The 21,294-nt window shown below is 57.7% G+C and carries 13 protein-coding genes and 2 tRNA genes; 2 read left to right on the plus strand and 13 right to left on the minus strand.

Annotated features, from left to right (window positions below; genetic code table 11):
* From EGO55_RS19855 to EGO55_RS19885, 7 genes are all read right to left on the minus strand, one after another.
* Complete coding sequence (locus tag EGO55_RS19855) at positions 1 to 2,307, minus strand: TonB-dependent receptor (RefSeq protein WP_021691742.1); 2,307 nt, start codon at positions 2,305 to 2,307, stop codon at positions 1 to 3.
* Between the two features lie 119 nt (positions 2,308 to 2,426).
* Positions 2,427 to 3,329 carry a TIGR03619 family F420-dependent LLM class oxidoreductase gene (locus tag EGO55_RS19860; protein ID WP_052023809.1) on the minus strand — a complete coding sequence of 301 codons (903 nt, stop codon included), beginning with the start codon at positions 3,327 to 3,329 and terminating at the stop codon, positions 2,427 to 2,429.
* Positions 3,330 to 3,551: 222 nt separating this feature from the next.
* Entirely contained in the window at positions 3,552 to 4,223 is a 672-nt protein-coding gene (locus EGO55_RS19865; protein WP_021691740.1) for a TetR/AcrR family transcriptional regulator, read from the minus strand.
* Positions 4,224 to 4,304: 81 nt separating this feature from the next.
* Complete coding sequence (locus EGO55_RS19870; RefSeq protein WP_021691739.1) at positions 4,305 to 5,027, minus strand: hypothetical protein; 723 nt, start codon at positions 5,025 to 5,027, stop codon at positions 4,305 to 4,307.
* The gene (locus EGO55_RS19875) at positions 5,024 to 5,452 is read right to left on the minus strand and encodes a GlcG/HbpS family heme-binding protein (protein WP_021691738.1); all 429 of its coding nucleotides are present in this window, start codon (positions 5,450 to 5,452) and stop codon (positions 5,024 to 5,026) included. The genes EGO55_RS19870 and EGO55_RS19875 overlap by 4 nt, the downstream gene beginning before the upstream one ends.
* Positions 5,453 to 5,474: 22 nt before the next feature.
* On the minus strand, positions 5,475 to 6,683 hold the full coding sequence (locus tag EGO55_RS19880; protein WP_021691737.1) for a cytochrome P450: 1,209 nt from the start codon (positions 6,681 to 6,683) through the stop codon (positions 5,475 to 5,477).
* Positions 6,683 to 7,150, minus strand: coding sequence for a nuclear transport factor 2 family protein (locus EGO55_RS19885; protein WP_021691736.1), 468 nt, complete (start codon positions 7,148 to 7,150; stop codon positions 6,683 to 6,685). The genes EGO55_RS19880 and EGO55_RS19885 overlap by 1 nt, the downstream gene beginning before the upstream one ends.
* Before the next feature lie 136 nt (positions 7,151 to 7,286).
* Here EGO55_RS19885 and EGO55_RS19890 point away from each other — a divergent pair.
* Positions 7,287 to 7,360, plus strand: a tRNA-Gly gene (locus tag EGO55_RS19890).
* Positions 7,361 to 7,729: 369 nt separating this feature from the next.
* Here the strand turns inward: EGO55_RS19890 and EGO55_RS19895 are convergent.
* The 4 genes from EGO55_RS19895 to EGO55_RS19910 all read right to left on the minus strand — a co-directional run bounded on the left by EGO55_RS19895 (position 7,730) and on the right by EGO55_RS19910 (position 19,975).
* Positions 7,730 to 9,181, minus strand: coding sequence for a prealbumin-like fold domain-containing protein (locus EGO55_RS19895; protein WP_161566053.1), 1,452 nt, complete (start codon positions 9,179 to 9,181; stop codon positions 7,730 to 7,732).
* A 50-nt stretch (positions 9,182 to 9,231) separates the two neighbouring features.
* Positions 9,232 to 12,942, minus strand: a complete 3,711-nt coding sequence (locus tag EGO55_RS19900) for a TonB-dependent receptor (RefSeq protein WP_052023815.1) — start codon at positions 12,940 to 12,942, stop codon at positions 9,232 to 9,234.
* Positions 12,943 to 12,955: 13 nt separating this feature from the next.
* Positions 12,956 to 17,338 carry a DUF7507 domain-containing protein gene (locus EGO55_RS19905; protein ID WP_346723776.1) on the minus strand — a complete coding sequence of 1,461 codons (4,383 nt, stop codon included), beginning with the start codon at positions 17,336 to 17,338 and terminating at the stop codon, positions 12,956 to 12,958.
* 2,328 nt (positions 17,339 to 19,666) lie between these two features.
* Positions 19,667 to 19,975 (minus strand): hypothetical protein, encoded by a 309-nt coding sequence (locus tag EGO55_RS19910; RefSeq protein ID WP_021688827.1) that lies wholly within the window; start codon positions 19,973 to 19,975, stop codon positions 19,667 to 19,669.
* Between the two features lie 244 nt (positions 19,976 to 20,219).
* Between EGO55_RS19910 and EGO55_RS21805 the strand changes: the two genes are divergently transcribed.
* The gene (locus EGO55_RS21805; RefSeq protein WP_084619874.1) at positions 20,220 to 20,486 is read left to right on the plus strand and encodes a transposase; all 267 of its coding nucleotides are present in this window, start codon (positions 20,220 to 20,222) and stop codon (positions 20,484 to 20,486) included.
* A gap of 78 nt (positions 20,487 to 20,564) precedes the next feature.
* On the opposite strand, the gene EGO55_RS19920 is transcribed toward EGO55_RS21805, so the two are convergent.
* Both EGO55_RS19920 and EGO55_RS19925 read right to left on the minus strand, forming a co-directional pair.
* Positions 20,565 to 20,641, minus strand: a tRNA-Arg gene (locus EGO55_RS19920).
* Positions 20,642 to 20,811: 170 nt separating this feature from the next.
* Positions 20,812 to 21,291: a DUF1178 family protein gene (locus EGO55_RS19925; protein WP_021688828.1), complete on the minus strand. Its 480-nt coding sequence runs from the start codon at positions 21,289 to 21,291 to the stop codon at positions 20,812 to 20,814.
* Between the last annotated feature and the right edge of the window lie 3 nt (positions 21,292 to 21,294).

The following is a 21,294-nucleotide window of genomic DNA, read 5'->3' on the forward strand; positions in this document are numbered from 1 at the left end:
TCAGAAACTCAGCTTCGCATCGACGCCGAACCGCCGGGGTTCGCCAAAGATTTTACCCCCGAAACCGAGACCGCCGAAATCGACGCCATAAAGCGCCTGATCTTCATTGAGCAGGTTTTCGCCAAACAGCGAGATTTCGCCGCGAAGTTGATTGCCCAATGGAATATCCGACAGGCTGATCCGCGCTTCCACGCTGTTGGTGGCATTCGAATCCACGACCTTGTTGAAGATGTTCACCGCGTCGTTCGGATAGAAATAGACATGGCTGCGATAGGCATAGGAACCACGGATCGACAGTTGGCCAATCGCCATCGGCTCAAACGCATATTCTGCTGACACGTAGGAATTGAACTTCGCCAGGTTGGAAAAGCGTGCCGTACCCGAAATGTCGCTGACCTCGTTGGTCATCGGATCGAGGAACAGGAACTGCTTGTACTTGGGATCGGTGTAGCCAAGCGATCCTGTCAGCGTCAGGCCCCGCACTGGCAACGCCGTGATTTCCAGTTCCACGCCCTTGAATTCCGCCTTGCCCGCGTTGACCAGCAGGGTCGAGGCACCACCACTTCCCGAAGCAAATTGGGCAACCTGCAAATCCTTGTAGTTGCTGTAGAATGCCGCAACATTGACGCGCAAACGCCGGTCAAAGAAATCGGTCTTGAGCCCCACTTCATAGGACGTGAGCTTTTCCGGCTTGAACGCGTTGAGCCCCGCGAAATTACCCGAAACATCGGTCAGGCCCGGCGCGCGCGGATTGAAACCGCCCGATTTGTACCCGGTGGAGAATTTCGCATAGCCCAGAACATCCGGGGTAAACTGATAGCTGGCCGATGCGAGGAACGAGATATTGTCAAAGCTGACGGTATCCGTCCCATTTGTGGGATCGGGTATGCCGAATGACGTGTTTTCCAGCGTCATCCGCTTCTTGTCCTTGGTATAGCGGATGCCGCCGGTCAGCTCGAATTTTTCATCCAGAGCCTGCGGCCGCCAGCTTAACTGGCCGAACACCGCATAGGATTTCGAGCGCGCGTGATACTTGGCCTCCGGCGCCAGATTGAGGCCGACATAGGGGATCGGCCCGGGCACCGGGTTGGGGAAAATGAAGGTCAGTTCCTGCTTGTTGTCTTCGGTTGCCTTCTCATCGAAAAAGTATGCGCCCAGCACATATTTGAAATCGCCCGCCGCGCCGAGAAGTTGCAATTCCTGCGAAAACTGCCGCTGGCGCATTGGCGCGTTGACGCCGTTATAGGGCACAACCGTCTGCACGCTGAGATCGGGGGCATAGCCCTTGAGCACACCATTCCCGGTCAGGCCCAGGGCATTGCCCATGTACAGTTTGCGATAGCCGGTGATCGACTTGAAGGTGATAGCGGGAGACACTTCATAGCTGATTGTCAGGTTATGCCCCTGCCCCACGGTTTTTCCCATGAAACTGCCATTGGCAGACGGCGCCTGCAGCCCCGATCGCGCACGCTTGTCCGGATCGAACAGTTGCAAGGGGGCACCGCCCAGTGCCTGCGATCCACTGTAATAGGCAAGCGCCGCGTCGGTCATCCCAACAATCTGGAAGAAGGCGGGTGCGCCCGTGCGTTTATCGTAATCATAGCTGTAATCGATCTGCAGCGGCCCGAAATCGCCACGCAGCGCACCCATGAAGGCATAGACATTCAGCGATCCCGGATCTTTTCTGTCCGATGTCAGGTGATTATCGAAATAGCCATCGCGCGCACGATGGAAGAGTACGAGCGATGCGGAAATGGGCGATCCTCCGATCTTGCCCGTATCGATCCGCGCCCGGATATGCCGGCTGTCGCGCGAGCCATACCCGCCTTTCAGCGTGACACCGAATTCATCGGTGGGCTTCTTCGTGATCAACTGGATCGCACCGCCCGTGGTGTTGCGCCCGAACAAGGTGCCCTGCGGTCCGCGCAAAACTTCGATGCGTTCCAGATCCACCAGATCGAAAATCGACCCGGCGGTGCGCGCCACATAGACGCCGTCCATGTAGATGCCGACTGCCGTATCCAGTGCAAAGGATGGATCGGTCTGACCGATACCGCGAATATTGATAGACGCAGCCGACAGCGCGCCGGATTGCTGGCTGATCACCACGTTGGGTGCAACCTGCGCCACCTTGTCCACTTGCGTGACATTGATCTTTTCCAGCGCTTCGGCATTGAGCGCCGTGATCGAAATCGGGGTTTTCTGAAGGGATTCAGAGGTTCTGCGCGCGGTTACGACGATATCCGCCAGCCCTCCGCTATTCGCGGTCTCACGCTCCTGCGCATAGGCCGACGGCGCCAGACACAAGCCCGACGTTCCCAAGCAAAGGCCGAAACCCGCCGTTATAACAGACCCATGCAATCTCGAACGATAGTGCCGAATTCCCTTCATGGCGTGCTCTCCCCACCTTGTTACAGGGTTGATCCTCAATAATCCCGTTGAACGCCCCCGATCCGTTCGAGAAACCGATCGAATGTTTTTGGATCACGAGCGTAGAACATCATCGGAATGTCGAATTCCGTGACACCGGCAGCGACAGAGGCATGGATATTCTCCATAGTTCGATCGATGCAGGGGGTGCCCGCTGCGTCGCAATGCATGGCCGGTGCCGCGCGGACTTTCAGCCGCTTTTCTATACCGAACCCGGTGAAAAGGGCCTCTTCCAAACGTGCCCGTCCCTCCGCCACAAAATCCGGATCAGGCTTGATGCACGACCAATGGCCATCGAACGTCGCGAAATAGCGGGCATTGGTGCGGGTTGGCGCCAGCCCGAACCACAGAGGCATTGGTGAAGCATCAGTCACTGTGGGCGAACACCAGATACCATCGAGATTCACGTGGTCCGATTGCAGATAAGTCGGGCGTTCGCGCCACAAGGCCTGGCATGCCCGCATCTGATCGAACAGAACATCGCCGCGATTGGCGAAGGGAAGACCGCTAGCGTCGTATTCTTCCTTTTGCCAGCCCGTGCCTACCCCCAGTTCGAAACGCCCGCCTGAAAGGGCGTGGAGCGTCGCGACCTGTTTCGCCAGCAGGACCGCCGAACGGAGCGGCGCGATCAGGACATTGGTAATCAGTTTGACCCTGTGCGTCGCCGCCGCCACCGCCGACAGGACAGTCATGGGTTCGGGCCAACTGTCCGCTGGCGCCACGGTCCAGTTGCCATAGGGATAGACCGCATCGTTTCCGAATACGACGTGATCGGGCATCACCACCCCGTCGATGCCCGCTTCCTCGATAGCGCGGGCTTTCTCGACATAGGCACCCAGATCGCCACCGAACAGGCGGTCCAGCGTCAGAACATTCAGGTTTATGGTAATCCTCGTCATCCCGCGACCGCGTTCCTCCATGGACAGTCATGGGGCCGGCCCGGACATGCGCCTGGCGGGATCAGCCTCTCTTGCAGAACAGGGGAAACCCCGTGGTGCTGATTGGCTGAAGCCTTTTTGCCTCCCCTTCGTTTACCCCGTGAAGGGCTCGATGGAAGGGAACCTAAGTCACTGCGGAAAAAATTACAACAGCGTTATGGTTTCGCAATCACGATCTGATATTTACTCCGGCGCAGTCTGCTGCAACAGGCTGGCCGCATCCATGGCCTTGGCCAGAAAAGCGTCCCGCTGCGTTTCCACAGCAAGACCGGACAGGCAGAACCAGAATTCGAAATGAGTGGCGTTGCGGAAGTTCGCCAGCGTCGTCTGATCGAACAGATAGTCCCGCAAGTTCGATAGATAGATCTTCATCAGCATGTCCGCGATCTGCGCCGGCGGAAACATCCCGCGCAACTGTCCCTGCACCGTCGCTTCGGCAATCGCGCTTTCGATCCACCCCTTCTCCTGCGCCATTTGCCACCAGGGTATCGGGTTGAGATTGCCCTCGTAATACCGGGTCATCAGCATGCGCATGATCGGTTTTTGCGCGGCGCTGTCTTCGGCGATGATCGCGTAAGTGGATTCCACGATGGCGAAGAGTTTCTCGATGGCATGATGTTCATCGATTTTGAGCAGGTCTTCCAAAACCCGTTCGTGATTGTCGGCCATCACGGCTTCGAGTATCTGTTCCTTGCTGCCGACCAACGCATAGAGCGTGTGCACGCTGAGTTCGGCTTCTTCCGCGAGACGGCGGGTGGAAAGGGCATCGATCCCACCTGTTGCCAGAAGATGCTTCGCCGCCTGGATGATCTGGCGCTTGCGGCGTGCCTTGCCCTTTTCCCTGACCCCGACCACTGCCTTGCCCTTCTTCCCATTTGTCCCGATCGCTTGCTTAACCCGCGTCCGGGGGCACAATGCAACCCCTCACCCAATCTCTTACCCCATCCGCTTTCCCATCAGTTGAACGATCTCGGTCCACGGCATCATGGCCCCGTCTGCAAATGCGAGATCGAGATAGACCGGAATGCTGCAGGATTGCGGCAGGGCGACGGACCGGAAGAACGCTTGATCCCCGGGTTTATAGCCACCGGTTGGCGCGGGGAAAGCGGTTTCCAGCGTGGCGCGATCGGCATCGACGGCAGCGCAGATATGCAGGCTGGTGCATGGTGCGACGCGATCATAGACAAGTTCCACGACCGCGGGCCGATCAGGCTGCCTATCATCGACCAGCATGACAATGTCGTTGGGTGATCCGACATCCAATCTGTACGCTGGAACCACGCAGGCGATATCGTGGATCAAGTCCTGCCAAGCGGTAGCGCGAAGATCGCGCTGCGCAATGTTGAGCCCGATATGGTTCAGCGATAGCCAGTGCGATGCGAGAAAGCGGTGGAGCATGGCGCTATCTGGCGGGAGGAGGGAAACGCCGGGCGCAATTGTCACGCTGCGCTCCTTGCCCTCCTCCTGATCGGCCATTGCGATATATTCGGACCTGTCGCCCGTCGCGATCTCCAGTAGCCGCTTGTCGGATAGTTCAATCTGGACAAGGCGATTGGCAAAGGCGCCATCAGGCTCTGCCATATTTGACAGCAACCATTCGAGCACGTCCCGCTGGCCATCCCACGATCGCGCAGGCAAGCCAAGCCGCAAGGGTTTCACGCGCCCAGCGCCACCTTCACGCCCAGTTCGGCCAGATCCTCGTCATCCTGCTGGCTGGCCCCGGATACGCCAATACCGCCGACAACCATGCCGTCCACGACAATCGGTGAACCACCCCCTGCAGCGATATAGCGTGGCTGCGACAGCATCAGATGTCGTTCTTCCTCAGGGCAGGACAGCACATAATCCCGCCAGAGCGCGGTCCGCCGCCCCGTCACGCATGCGGTATAGGCCTTATCCTGGCTGATCTGCCGGCAAATGGGCGCTGCATTCTCGTGCGAGAGCATGCCCATCAACTGACCGCTGCCATCGACCACAGAGACGAAAACCGCTTTGCCATCGGCTTCCGCCTGTTCGTAAACCCGCGCGAGCATGCGCGCCGCCACCGCGCCCGTTATCGTTGCCCTCGGCTTGATCACCTCCATCGCATCAATCTCCCATCCCTTGTCACAGGGTCACGATCACGTTTGACCATCCCTTGACGTATTCTGTCTTGTGCTTGCGCGAGGCGTCCAGATCAATTGCGTACGACGGGATTGTGGCCATGACTTCCTCGATCGCGATCCGCCCTTCCATTTCTGCGATATGCGCCCCCAGGCAGCGATGGATGCCATTACCGAAACCCAATGTCCGGCGGTTATGCCGATCAATGATGTACCGGCCCGGTTCGACAAATTCCGCCGGATCACGATTGGCCGCCGCGAACAGGAACATGGTCTTCTGGCCCGGTTGAATCTCGATGCCATCGTAGGAAATGGTTTCCATTGCGGTGCGCCCCTGCATCTGTGTGGGCATGTCGATGCGGATCGCCTCGGCAAAGGCCGGCAAGGCGAGCGTAGGATCGGCCTGCAACTTTACCCGTTCCACCGGGTTTTCCCAAAGACGATGGAAGGCGGCAGAGATGCTTTTGGGCACCGTATCGCCCGCACCGATCTGGAGATTGAGCACGATGAAGCGGATATGATCGTCCGTGATCGCCGGATCATCCCGCTGCATGTCCAGCAAGACGCCCATCGCCCCATGCGGTGCTCTCCGCCCGGCGCGCACTTGCCCCATGATGTCGGTGATATAGGCGATCATCTCGCCACCTGCCTGCGCGCCAACATGCGTATCGCCGGGCTTGTCCATGATCCGGTGAAAGAAATGGTTCGTCCACTGCATGAGCATCGGCATATCCTCACGCGGGAGACCGCTGAGCCAGCAGCCCACGGCAACAGCCAGCGGCCCGGCATAGCCCAGCAGGATATCCCCCCCGCCCTCACGCTGGATCGTGTCTAGAAATCCCCGCGCTTCCGCACGCGCCGCGGCTTCCATTGCCCTGGCCGCATTGGCGGTAAACAACGAATTGAGCGCGCTACGGAACAGTTTGTGATCCGGCGGGTCCATCTGGCTTACCATGAAACGGTTGGCATCCGCTCCAAGCAGCAACTGGGATGGGGTAATCCCCCCGGCCACCGACAGGCCGGACTGTTTGGACAAGGACCAGACGTCTTCGAAAGTGGTAAAAAACCAGGCGCCATACGGTTCGAGAAACAGGCGTGGGGCCTTTTGCCGTAAGGTGTCGTAAAGTGGATAGGGATCGCCTTCGACTACCAGCGGCATGAACGGATCATAGTCGCTCACACCATAGCTGGTCGGCGGCACAATCTCCGCCATCAGGTTGTCACATCTTCGGGGCCGAACCTGTGGCCAAAGGTTGCAAACCGCTCCTCCCGCCGATCAACAATGCGCCAGCCATCCGGGGTGCGACGGAATTGGTCGATATATTGTGCACCCACAATCATGTGCTTCACCTCGCCCGAAGCTACTTTCAGCCCGTTGATATTTAAGGTGTAGCTCGTGCCCCGAGCCTCATTTCCATCCACCGTGATTTCCACATTGGTGGTAAAATGCTGCATTTCGGCAATCGGCGGTAGCACAGCCTCCAGCCATCGCTTGACGTCCGGATAAGGTCCTGCCGGCCCACCTGCGCACGTGTAGTCGAGATGAGCGTCCGCAGTGAAACATAAGTCGAGCGCGTCGAAGGCGCGTTCATCCAGCGCCCGTGCATAGCGTTTGAGCACGGCTTCAATTGCCCACTGATCGAGAATGTCACGGACACCTTCTTCCACCTGCGCCCCCATCTTGCCACATCATTGCAATGTTATTGCATCACTGTTCTGCTTTTGCAATGTGCTGCCAATCTCGGAACGACAGATGCGAATGTCGCAATCGCGGTTGACGAATCTGTCGAAATGGTGGCAAGCGGCCCGTGCCTGAGCGGGTATAGCTTAGTGGTAAAGCTCCAGCCTTCCAAGCTGGCTATGCGGGTTCGATTCCCGCTACCCGCTCCATCCCCCTGACCGACGCCATTTGTATTCGTACAGATACGCGAAAAACCACAGTATGGCGTGGAATTGGACGGCAAGCTTTAAGCCGTGCCCTCAGGCAGTCAGCAACGAGCGTATATGACTGGGGAGGCTGGAAAACAGCGCTGTAATCTGTGTTCCTGAGGGCAAGCGAAGGCGCACCCATGGCGTTGACATATCCAGCAGTTCGACACGTCACGCCGGAAGTGTTCACACTTTTCGGTCGAAAAGTTCGCCCCATCTGCAATCCCGCAAGGAAGGCCCTATCAATCGCGCCGAATTGGCGACGGCTAAACGGAAATAAAGAAGGCGATGCGGGCTGCGCCAAGGATGGATCGCACCCGCCCCTACCGTTCAATTCACCGTGCACTCGAAAGTCAGCGTGGCGCTCTGTCCAGAGTCCAGAGCGGAGAGCGCAATACCTCCGGCGCCGGTAAGATCGGCTACCGTATAGCTGCCTGCAGGAACGCCATTGCCGGTAATCGAGACCGGATTAGCCGGCGGGCATGTCAAGCCAGTGCCGGGGGTGTCTTTCACAACCGCGCCAGCGATATTTACCGGGCCGTTGTTGGTTGCGACGATAGTGTAAGTCGTCACACCTTTTGCGACCCAATCGTTGGCCTGATCGACATTGTTGTTCACCCCGGGTGTATTCGTCTTGGTGATACCAAGGTCGACATCGGGGATATCGGTGAAATCGCATTGAATTTGCGAGGTTGGGGTCACGTCAGCAGCCGCAAGCGTGAGAGAAGCTGTCGCTGGCCCTTCGATCGGGGTCGAAAGCGTTGCAAGGACGGCATTTCCATTGGCCACGTCGTAGCATTGCGCCGCCGTGAGCGTCCAATTGGCCGGCACATTCTCGGATACCACAGTATCGAGGCCGGAGTTGGAAATGTAGCGTTGAAGGCCATTGGTATACGCACCGCTTGCACTGACGGCGATGGTTTCCCCCGTTGCCGCAACGTCGCCGGTGGCAGCAGCGGTCACGACATTGGCGGGGTATGCAAAGGGGAAGTTGTTGGTCCCACCAGCACCGACGGTTTGTTTGCGCAGCAGGAGTGAAGGCTGATTGATCGACAGGGCCAGATAATGCCCATCACCTTCTGAGCTATCCTCCCCGTCGAAGTAGGTAAAATTGAACGTGCTCACCGTTGGCGACGGACTTATGAAATTGACTGTGCCACAGGATCCATGGGAAAGGTTCGCACCAGTGTAGCAGCCAATGTTTTGGGCAACCATCCACGCGCTATTCACATAGGAATCGCTGTTATCAAACGGCGCATGCAATTCGCCTACGTCGAAAAGGCTGTTACCGGCGAGTTTGTTAGGTTTCACGCCCGAAAAAAGCACAACACCGGCATCCAGGTTGTTCCAGTGAAAACGCAATGCTTGTGGGTCAACGGCTAACGGCACGTTGCCGGGCGTCGAAAATGTGATCACCCCGTTAAACGTGGGGCTAAGCTTGCTTGCACAACCTGCATCAGTGGCGTCCCGCCCTGTGTTAACGGCCACTGCCTTGACCCCCGAAGGAACCGGATCGAAATACGATAGCCCGCTCGGGAAATTCTGTTCTGTAAGATTGAACGGAGCTCCGGGTTGGCAGGTCGCGGCCGTGGTCGTTATCGTCGCTTTGGTGTCACCCAGAGCGACAGTGAATACCCGGCCGCCGAACACGGTGTAATTAGCCCCCCAAACCGTTCGCGATTGCGCCTGCGCCTGAGATACCGGCAATGCAATGAACAGAAGCACAAGTGAAAGAGCCAGTTTCCCCAACGCCTTCCAGCTCAGGCCAGCAGTTCCCGTCATATCGTTGAATTCCCCATCTGTGCGATCACTGTCAATCGTGCACCAAGCCATCACAACCGGCCAACCACGTTCAGGAACAAGCCCTTGTGATTATAGTCGAAGTTCGTCAGATCATCGCTGAAGTCCGTGAAGTTGAAGCCGACTCCCACGCGCATATTATCGGTCAGATCGTAGTCGATCCCGACCAACGCGCCCTGACGGACGCCGCCCTTGTCGATGGCGAGGAGCCGGTATTCGGCCAGGCCATGCCATTTCCCCAGCAGCCCATACCGAAGCTGCGCGGCGCCAAAGGTCGCGCCGGAATCCGCCCATTGCCCTTCGCGACGACCAAACCGGACCTCGCCTTCACGGCGCATCAGCTTTCCGGCAAATTCCCAGCGCCGATCGGCATGATAGATCCCCTCCATGGAGAATATCTTTGAACGCTGATCGTAATAGGCGACATTGTCACCAACCTGGGCCAGCGACGACACGTCGTAGAAATAGCTCGCTTTGCCCAGCAGCGCCCAGCGGGTCGAATTCCATGGCCGCCACGCAAAACCCACGTTCGCTTCGATGAAGCGTGCGTCGGCCAGCGGATTGATCTTGTCTTCGGTTTCGGAGAAGTTGAAACGGCCCAATACGCGAAAGCTCTCGTTGAACTTGTGCGCGAAGCGGTTGGTCGTAACCCATTGGGTGCGGTGTTCCGCACCTGTATCATGGCGCCATTCCAGTTTTGTCTGCCACTGGGTCCGGTTGCTGGTGTATCCGCCGTTGATGCTGATCGCGCGGCGATCCACTGTTTCGATACCGCCGCTGGTCGTATCCCGGCGAAGCTCGGCGCTTTGCACCGTGAATCCCATGTTCCAGCCAACTTTGGGATAGAAATCCATGCCAAATGTGTGGGCCAATCCATTTTCGTTTCCGGTCCCGCGCAGATACTGGCTCTCGTTGAACATCGACACCTGGTTAGACAACCGCCAACGCTGTCCCAGAGTGGCCCCGGTGGCCCCCCGGTTATTGAACAGCGGGTCGTAATCCGTACGGTCTGTCGAATAGGTGTAGCTACCATAAATCGAATGATCTGGCGCGAGCTTGTATTCGGCATTCACCCGCGCCGCATCGCCTCGGTCGCCCGTAAGAACCTCCGCGCCGATAGTGGATTTTTTGCCGAACAGATATTTGCCGCCAACGGTCAGGGCATCGTTATCTGCATAAGCGCCCTGATCGTCATCCAACGTCAGCTGGCCAATGGCGTAGAGATCCAGCGATGAACCGATGCGATGCGTATACTGCACCGCACCAAGCGTTCCATGGGCCGATCCGCCCAGCCTGTCTTCCTGCACATGCCGCACTTCACCCGTCAGCACATTGTTCGGCGTCAACGACCATTCCGCGGTGAACTGTCCCTGTGTCAGAGACTGAGCCCCCTGCTCCGCCTTGCTCGCGCGGGCATAGAATTTGACGTCGGCTGCCGGTTCGCCTTGCAGCTCGCCGCCATATTCCGTGATGGCCCGGCCGAGATCGGCTCTCGCGACCGAGTATCCCGCGTCGACATCGCGCCACCATGCAGACGCGCTCCAATCGCGCGTGGTCAGGCCCAGCTCCTTCAGATTGACGCGTGCCTCGATTGCAGTGGCGTCGCCCTTGCGGCGGCCGGTGACAGCGTTCATCTCGCGGAAATCAAGACCGCCGTTATCCGAGTAAAACACGGGGGCGCTCGTGGCTTTCGTCCACGACCGCTCGACCTTGAGATAGGTGCCGCGGCCAGCTTGCAGGGTCAGATCGACACCTTTCAGAGAATAATCGTCACCCGCCCGGTTTTCCTCGACCCAGGTACCGCCGATTCCGATGTGGTCCCCGAACCAGTGCTTGCCCCGGGCGCCGAAACTGGCGTTATCCATATCCAGACCGCTCGGTACATATTCATAATCGACGAGCAGATATTGCGCGAAACCGTCCAGCGGAGCCAGACTGGTGATCGACGTGGTGTTGTCACGAACCAGCTGGGCCAGAGGCTTCGTCAGGATCATGCGCCCCTGCAGTTCGTCCATCTCGTAATCTGCGCCGCGCAACAGATCGATGCGGTTCTCCACCCGTCCAGTTGAAGGATCGCGCACTTCAATCACCACGCGGTCGGAACCTGGCAGAAGGTCGGTATGTTTCAGATAATAAAGGCTGCCACCGGTGCCGAGAAATTCGCTATGCCCGGGCGAAGTCTGCGATTCCGATGCAAATCCGCGCAATTCCGTACCCGGATCGCCATATTCTGTCGTGCGGCGGCTCCGCAGTTTTAGGGCGCCACCATAAAGGGCGCGGGAATATTGCGCATATTCAGTGCCGGTGATCCCCGTTTCGAAATTGCCGAACAGTGCGGTGTTCTTGTCCCAATCGACCCTGACATACAGCCGCCCCATGGTGTCGATATCACGATAGCTGGTCGAATCATCGCCATAGACTGGATAATAGGCGTCCGGATCAAGCCGCCGGAACACGTCCGTGGGATCCGCCTTCCAGAACCCGTCGAAGACATCGCTCAATTGGCGTTCCGTGGTATCCATCTGGGCGGTGATGAGATACTTCCCCTTGACCTTCCCCTTCAGATAAAAAGCTAGCCGTCCATCGACGAGGAAATCCTTGCGAAAGCTGTCATCGGGAGCGAGCGGCTCGACCGACCCCGAAACATCCCCGGCCGAAGCCGTGATGTCGGCAATGCCAACCAGAAACATGTAGCGGCCGGTGACATCGACATCCAGCACACGGTTCATGCGTTCCTTGTCCCCGAAAACCGAAACGTCGAACTTGTGGTTCCCGATCGGCACGAGATACTCGGCAACCATCTTCCCTTCCTGATCCACGGGATGGTTCTGGCCGTTGATCTCGATCGAATGGCGCTCCGGGATGTTGCGTCCCTGAATCCTGATACGCGAACCATAGATGGCGATGTTCTGCTGACGCAAACCGTCCGCCCCGAACACGCCCTGAGTCAGGCTCCGGCGTTCCGCCTCGTCCGCCGACAGGGAAAGACCCTGCTGTTTCTCCGTCGCTTGTCTGGAGAGCTGCGCGCCGCGGTCCGCCTCTTCCGGTGACACCAGTTGTATCCGGCGCGGAAACGTCTCGTCGAAGACATTCTTCTCGTCCCATACGCGCATGATGTAGATCAGCTCGTCCCCCGGCTTCAGTTTGAGGCCTGTCGGAAGGGCCCCATCCCACGACACCTCGTCCATTGCGGCGAGATTGGCGTCGAGCTTCGCGATCGGGCTGACGAGATCGACGTCGGTGGACCGGAATATCTGAATCTCGGCCTTCTTGATGAAGTCGGGATAGTTCGAATAGGTGACGAAACGGACAGGCTTGACGATCTTGCCATGGTCAAACCCGGCCAAGGTTGGCGCATTCACGTTGAGGATCGGTTGTCCCAGGCTCGGATCCTCGGTGGCCCAGATGACCCCGCCGTTCGCAAGCTGAACCGCCCATTTTCCGGAGAGATTAGCGCGGCCGGGCTGTTCCGGCCGGGCCGGCTGTTCCAGCGATACCGAGACGCGCCGATCCGGCTGGAGACCGGACGATGTTCGGTCGCTGCCGTCGGTGAGCGGCTGCTGTTCACCCCGTGTGCGAATCTGCACCAGTGTGCCTTCGTCGCTGACGCAGCCATCTTCGCCGCACTGCACACCACTGATCGGGGTCGTTCCGGTTGCAGTCGTCGTGACCTCCTGCGCCGAGGCCGAGGACATGGCCATGGAAACCGGAACACTGAAGATGACGCAAGTGAATTTGTTCATGATACGCATGGCCTTATCGTCCCCCATTTGTGAGGGGCGCACTGGGATCCTGGCTGACCTCTACGCGGAGCTTCGCGCGAGCCTCGGGACTGAGCAGACGCGCGATGGCGTCGAACACGGCCTTCGATCTCCGCATGGCAAGATCGGTATTATGGACGTCGGAGGCGCGACGGTCGGCGTATCCAACGATGCCCACCACGCCGCCTTTCATCTTTTCGATGTCGGTCGCTATCGCCGCGATCACCGGCACATACTTTGCCTTGATCGCCGTCTCGTCCGTATCGAAGAACACGTCCCGCAGTACCGGATTAGCAGCCAGCGAAAGCAGCCCGGTCCTGTTGTCAGACGGTACTGTCCGCAGTGTGACCACGGTTCCCTTGATGGCCACGTCCCCGACCCGATCGCGAAGCGCCGCCTGGACCGATTGTGCCCGGGCATAGGCCAGTTCAGGCGTCTCGCCAGTGGCGGAGATAACGATCTCTCCACCCTCGTGACCGCGGATCTGCTCGGCGACGCTGTCCAGCGCCCCTTCCGTACCCGGACGTATCAGCGCGCTTCCCGGATTGAACAGGACGCTGCCCAGTTCAATCTCAATCGTTTTCTTCGCGCCCTCGATCAGACCATCCGGCAGCTTGACCCCCCAGTCGAACCGGACGGGAATACCCGGCGTGATACGCCGCAACAGCGGATTGGCGGTGGTCAGCGCTGCACCCTCTGGCAGTGTTGCCGTATCCAGTTTGAGGATGAAATTGCGGCCACGCTCCCATGCGCCGCCAGAGATGCCGACGATGTGATAACGCCCAAACTGATCGGTTTCGGAGATCAACCCTTCAACCGAAGCGATCCGGACACCGGGAATGCCGCGCTCATCGACCCCGTGATTGGTAATCACGTAGTCCACGGCGAGCCCGTCTCCTACCTGAGTCACCTGACGCTCGATCACCAGATCGGCCCCGGTCAGTCCGGCCTTGGCATCGCCTGAACGCTCGACACTGGTCTGGCCGTCTGCCGTCATACGATAGGTCAGGCCCTGCCGGGTTGTCAGAACGAAGTCATCGGTGAATGCTGGCGACGACAGCTTCTGGCGGATAACAATGCGATGGGTCTCGATCGGGTCTGCATCCGATTGCCGTGCCGACAATTGGCCAAATTCAAGCCCATGGAGGAGCGGCGCGCTGGCATCGACCTCCGGCTGCATTCCTTTGCCGCGGTCTATCGTGGTCGAATTGGGAATATAGGCCCCGGGCGCAAACCCGCCGCTGACCTTGATGTCGCTAAGAGCGGCAGTATCCTGCCAGCCATCATGGTCACGATCATCGAACACCGTGCCGAGGATCAGAGTTTCGTCGATGAGCGGATCACCGACCAGTTGCACTTCAGCCGTCGCCACGTTGGAGGTTACACTCCCGCGCCGGGCGTGGGCGTGATTGATATGGATGCCACTGCGGACACCTGCACCAACCCGCAGCAGATAGGTGAGGATCGCCTTGCCATCGGCTTCGATATCAAGCTGATCGACGCGGATAGGATAGGTGCCCGCCAGACGTCCGAGATCATCCTGATCGGCGACGGTCAGCGACTTGTCGACATAGGTGAAACCGGCTGGCGGGGTGTCGATCAGCGTTACATCGCTTACACCCCAGGGGCTGAGGTTCTCGACGGTCACCGTATACCGGACAAGATCACCGACCCGCACATCGCGCGGAGCCGCGCTCTTCGTCACTCTCAGAACCACCGGGGTCGCCTCGACCTCGACAGCTGCCTCGCTACCGGCGGTAACTTTGCCGCGAGCCGGGAACCCGGTCACCACGACCTTGTTCTCAAGATCGACGCCCGCATCTACGTCAGCTTCGGTGATAGTGTGCGTATAGGTCCGGCAGGTAGCCGTCTGCCCAGGCAGCAGACGCGTCGGGGTGCAGTCAAGCGCGGTCGGTGCCTGATTCTGGAGCGTATCGATCGTTTCGAAGCGTTCGATGGTTACGTTGCCGATGTTGTGAACCATCACCGTGTAGGTGATGACATCACCAATATTACCTTTGCCCGGCGTCAGGCCATCCGTGGTCAGTGCTGCGACCTTGGTCACCTGAATCGCGGGATTCTGCGCAAGCAGGGTAACCGTCGGATTGTCGAGCGTCGGGCTCCCGCTGTCTGAAATATCGGTGACCTCTTCACCGCCCTCGACCGTGCCGAAAGCGGTCGCGGTATTAACGACCTGCCCGTCATCGACGTCGGCCTGTGTCAGCACATAATGCGCGGTGAAAGTAGACGAATCCGACTGCCCGACTGCAAGGCTCGCCAAAGGCCCACCGGACACAGCCACCAGCGTATCGGTGACCCTGACATCCGTAAGGGGCATATTCCCTACGTTCATCACGGTGAATTCATAGTCGATCGCGTCACCCGCACCGCCGATAAGTCCATCGCCATTGGTGTCGACCGGTTCAGAAGCATGCTTGATCAGGGCGATCTTCGGCTGCGGAACCACTGCTACCGTCGTCGTGGTCGTGGTCGAAGGCGGCGAGCCGATTGTCCCGTCGTCTGGATCGCTACCGCTGGCCGTGGCGCTGTTGACCACGCTGCCGGGCACATCGCTGACCTTGATCGTGTAGCTGGCCGTGAAGGTTGTGGTGTCATGCGCACCGCTCGCCAGCGTCGCGATCGGGCCACCACTCAGCACCACATCAGCCAGCGTGTCCGCGACCGTCACATTGGTCAGCGGCACATTGCCGGTGTTGTGGACGTCAAAGCTCCAGTGGATCACGTCGCCTGCATCGGTGATGCTGTTGCCGTTGGTGTCCGTGACCGAGGCTACCGTCTTGGTCAGCGCCAGCGAGGGCTGCGACACTGTCGTCGTGGTCGTGGTCGAAGGCGGCGAGCCGATTGTCCCGTCGTCTGGATCGCTGCCGCTGGCCGTGGCGCTGTTGACCACGCTGCCGGGCACGTCGCTGACCTTGATCGTGTAGCTGGCCGTGAAGGTTGTGGTGTCATGCGCACCGCTCGCCAGCGTCGCGATCGGGCCGCCGCTCAGCACCACATCAGCCAGCGTGTCCGCGACCGTCACATTGGTCAGCGGCACATTGCCGGTGTTGTGGACGTCAAAGCTCCAGTGGATCACGTCGCCTGCATCGGTGATGCTGTTGCCGTTGGTGTCCGTGACCGAGGCTACCGTCTTGGTCAGCGCCAGCGAGGGCTGCGACACTGTCGTCGTGGTCGTGGTCGAAGGCGGCGAGCCGATTGTCCCGTCGTCTGGATCGCTACCGCTGGCCGTGGCGCTGTTGACCACGCTGCCGGGCACGTCGCTGACCTTGATCGTGTAGCTGGCCGTGAAGGTTGTGGTGTCATGCGCACCGCTCGCCAGCGTCGCGATCGGGCCGCCGCTCAGCACCACATCAGCCAGCGTGTCCGCGACCGTCACATTGGTCAGCGGCACATTGCCGGTGTTGTGGACGTCAAAGCTCCAGTGGATCACGTCGCCCGCATCGGTGATGCTGTTGCCGTTGGTGTCCGTGACCGAGGCTACCGTCTTGGTCAGCGCCAGCGAGGGATATCCCACAAAAACGTTGGTTAGCGTGCAACTGACGGAGGCACCAAGCACCACATTGACAGCAGTCAGGCCACTACCGGCGGGTCCGCAATCCCAGCCAGCATTCGTATAGTCCGGATCAACATTGCCAGAATCTGCCGGCCCGCCACTCTCGGCGAGCGAATAGGAACCCGGCAGCACCGCTACATTTGTAACGGATGCATTACCCGTGACGCCACTCAGCGTCTGAGGACCTATAGCAGTAAGGGTCCACTGGTCTGCAGTCGCCGTACCACCACCACTGTTATCTACGTTCTTTATCAGAGTGAGCGTTGCACCCTGGTCATCATTCGTGATTTCACACGTGACTTGGGCACTTTCCGCCAATGTCACAGAGCCAGCACCAAACGCGCCTGAAACGGCACTGAAACCCGTCCCGCTGCAAGTCCAGGTACCCTCCGTGTATCCCGCTGTATCAAGTTCCGATAAGGAATACGTTCCTGGCTCTACGTTGAGAATGGTTGACGTATAGACAGCGTTCGTTGCCGTTCCCGTGTTCGCACCAAAGGACAATGTCCCGGCACTCGTTGTGATCCCAAAACTCGTGGCGGTTGCATCGCCGCCGTTATCATTTGTGACACGCTTGATAATCGTCAGTTGAACGAGAACATTATCACTGTCTGCCGCACTATTGTCAGTGGTGTTGTCTTCCGTGAGCCCCGTTGGCGCAATGATCGTGGCGGTATTCGTAACCGTTTGCGCCAATGCCGGCCGCCCCCCAAGGGGGCCAGCAGGACCATAAGTCCAAACATCGTTCTCCGGAAGAATGCCGGAATGCGCGATGGAAGAAGGTATCCACTCACTTTGGTTCACCGCCAATTAAAATGAGACGCACGATCAATGATCAACACGCACATTGAGGTTTGTTTTTATTGAGAAATAATCTCAATTGAATTTTTCGGGAAATACGCCAGTGACTTCTTTTATTATTGATTATTGAATCGCAATAATAGCGAATCATATATTGTGATATTGCGATTCGCATTTAAATATGTGTTAATATTGATACTAATTCTTGAAATATTCATATTATTCAATGCTGCACCCGAAGTATCCATTGCCTGCGCGCTTCGTGCACCAGGTGAGGTCAGGTCGTGAGCGCGCCATGAACGCAAGCCAATCGCCGCGTAGCTGGCTGCGCAATTCCGGGAGCAGCGCCGAGCCGAAGTATGGCAGCGGCCAATTTGCGCCAAAATCCCTTCTTTTACGCGAGAATGATTGGCGCAACACGGCGATACTGAGCGCGTGCATCTTGCGTTCGGATGCGCAAGCCGCACCACCGGTCTCACCGACCTGCTGCACCGCACACCATAACGGGTACCCAGGCGCCGCTCCGTCCATAGTGGCACGCACTGGTTGCACAGCCCCATCGAGAGCCCCAGCACCGCGCCTGATTGCGTCGCCTGCTGATACCTGCCCCCAATATTCGCATTCGCGCCTGTGAATGGCATACCTCGAATACATTCCCCACGACGATGAGCCTTGTCTTTACGCCCCACCCCGAACGCACAATCGAGCCTTAGGCATGCAAACAGACCAATCGATCAAAAGACCGGAAATATTGCCAAGACAACTATCCAATGCACGAGGAGTCACCAAAACAAATCCACACAAAATACCCAAAATTGCATAATTCATCCTCAATGTATGACGAAAATGTATTCTAATTTATTGATATCGAATCGACACCATTTTTTACTACCATGTATTGATGTAATTTCATTATTGTTAATTTTGAAAATTAACACCCCAAATCACTATCGCACAAGACAGTGAAATAATGATATTTTATGCAATTCCTGCATGTTATGGGGGATTGTCTGCCGGGATTCATCGCACCCAACGGCAGGCGCGTAGCTTCGACGCGCCCTGCCCAACGTCTGACACAAGCAACGGTCTGTAGCATCCGGTACTGTCAAGTTCGTCGGTATAGCGCGATCCGGCTATGGCGGTGCGATTAACAGAGGGAAGCCCGGCCCGTGAAAAAGTGCCCGCCGGATGAAATGCGATCCCCTATCGGCGCGGCAGGTGCCATGGTTTAGCCGGACCCGGATATAGCTATGTTACACGCGCATGCCTGCAATCTGAGTGCGTCATCATCCTAACCGTGACATGCGCGGCAACATCGGCAACCGCCAGATCGACAACCCTGCGCCAGGAAAAGTAAATTCCGCGTCGATCCATCATGGCCTGGCAAATCGCCACGTTATGGCGTGGGCCGCTCCGCTTGACCTTCTCGATCCACAGGGGGTGGTCATCATCGTCAGGGTAGAATCTATCGGTATTTGTTGCTTAACGCTTATCGTCCTGATGAACTGCTGCAGCCACCGCATCTAGCACAGCTTGCCAGGTCTCGCGGGATTATGTGGGCACACTGTTCGCGCCCACTCCTGCACCGCCCACACAGAGGCTGATCAGCTAGTCGTCCGAATCTTCGCGTATTTTGCCTTCCCGGAACTTATCCCAGAGTGCACCGGGAATATCGGCCGGGCTGATATCCTGCGCGGGATCGATATCACATGCGCCAACCCAATATAAGACCTTCGAATTCTTCGAGGAACTGGTACGACGGTGCACGCGCCTTCGATGCAACCTGGACGAATCAAAATTCGGCATTGCACATGTCCCCCAAGACAAAACTGCAGCAACTTATTCGGTCTATTAGCTAACTCAACTAATATGACGTTGCTATCAACAACGAATTTACCGCGTGCATGAAAGTCATGTTTGATGGCTGCTTCAGGAGAGGCAGTATTACCATTTTTCTCATTATATTAGAATATTAACATCGATCCCGAGATGTCTTCTTATGGCAGAATGCTATCCGGGCACTCTTCCGCTCATGCTTGCATGTAGCAAACTTGCCGGACGCCACGATCAGAGATTCCACACCCATATCAGCGCCGCAAACCATGCGATTTCGCGCATCCCGCGTCGCAACGCGCGTTATGCTCCTCTACCGCTTTGACGACTTCCATTGGCCGTGAGCAGGTATATGCGATCCTCCTGGCGAACCCAAAAGGCTTTAGTGACGCCTCGGCCTGCGCCGAATTGTTCGAAATCGACTGGCACACTCTTACTGAGGATATCTTCAATTAGATCGCGTCAGGGCCGACCAACAGGTCAGCCCTGACCTTGAGATCAGCCAGGCGCCTTGTCCATCTTGTCGGCCTGATCTTCCATTGCGTCAGCTTTCTTTTCGCCAGCGTCACGAATGGCGTCGGCCTTCGCCTCTTGTGCATTCTCCGCTTTTGAATCGACGCCGTCTACGACAGGATCTTTCGCGTCAGCCGTCGCTTCCAGCGCGTCAGCTTTCGCATCAGCCGCATCGCGAACTGCATCTGCTTGATCTTCCGCAGCGTTTTCCTTTGCGCTGTCACAGGCTGACAACGAAAGGCTAAGTGCGGCGACAGACACAATTGCAACCAAAGGCTTCGAATATTTGCGCATAAAACTCTCCCAATGATCGCCGCCTGATGCCCCTGACATGCGCATCAAGAGCACCGGACGACGACGACCTGCGCGTCACAGGCGAGTATAAGAACCGGAAACAGCCAACAAGGTTCCGGAACGACAGCTATCATCTGTTGCGCGCTCGCTCGCTACGTACTTGAATCCTCTGACCTTCTCCCCAAGAAGTAGTCCATTCTGAGAGTTAGGATTTCAGCAATTTTAAGCTTGGAAGGAGCTTTGAATGGCACGGAAGAGATACACGCCGGAACAGATCATCGCGATGCTGCGAGAGGCGGAGGTTCGGCTTTCACAAGGAGAGAAGATCGGCGCGATCTCCCGATCACTGGGGATATCGGAGCAGAGCTGTTACCGTTGGCGCATGCCCACCCGATCATATCAGTTGCTACTAGCCGCCTGCCCCATAAACGTTCTTGCATGGTCTTGGTGGCCGAACCCACGCTGCGCTTCGGTCAGTCCATCAGGACGATCACGTTCGCCGGAACTCTAACTTATCCGGTGGACCCCACCCTGATGGGGCAGGTTAGCGGTTAAGACTCCCTCAAAATCTTGCTTTTATTAAAAAATTTGGTGCGCCCGACAGGATTCGAACCTGTGGCCCCCAGATTAGGAATCTGGTGCTCTATCCTGCTGAGCTACGGGCGCATCGTTGCATGTCTTACCTGGATTGGCCAAGTTTCCTCTCGGTTCAATTCCTGAAGGACAGCAAATCACCGACTCATCTCACAGCGGCTCGCATGCCCGAGCATGACGGGAACTGCAACCGGGTTTCGCAACCGTCGGCACCAGCGCATTTGCGAATTCCGATGCCCGATTCAGTTCAGGTCTTCTGGCGGCGCTACGGGGAACAGCAAGGGCGCAACGGGTATGCCTTCCTCGTGCAATTCCTTCGCTTGTTCAGGCGTCGTCTTGCCATGGATCACTTTGGCATCGCGTTCGCCGTAATGCATCGCCCGCGATTCCTCGGCAAACTTATCCCCGACCCATTCCGAATTTTTGAGCGCTTCTGCCTGAATTTCCGCCATTTTTGTAAGGGCCCGGACCATTTCGGGCGGCACGCCGCCGCCTACGACGTCGTTCGCCATGTCAGACGGTCGATCCTCCTGACGGATATCCGCGCGCTGGTTCCCCTTGGTCGGAACAGCGGGCGCCATCGGTGCCTTGGCAATGACTGCATCACCGCATTGCGGGCACGACAGCAGCCCCCGCTCCGTCTGGGATGCGTAATCATCGGAAGATGCGAACCAGCCTTCAAAACGATGGCCGTGTGTACATTGCAGGTCGAAAACGATCATGCC

The organism is Caenibius tardaugens NBRC 16725 (genome assembly GCF_003860345.1).
Classification (GTDB): domain Bacteria; phylum Pseudomonadota; class Alphaproteobacteria; order Sphingomonadales; family Sphingomonadaceae; genus Caenibius; species Caenibius tardaugens.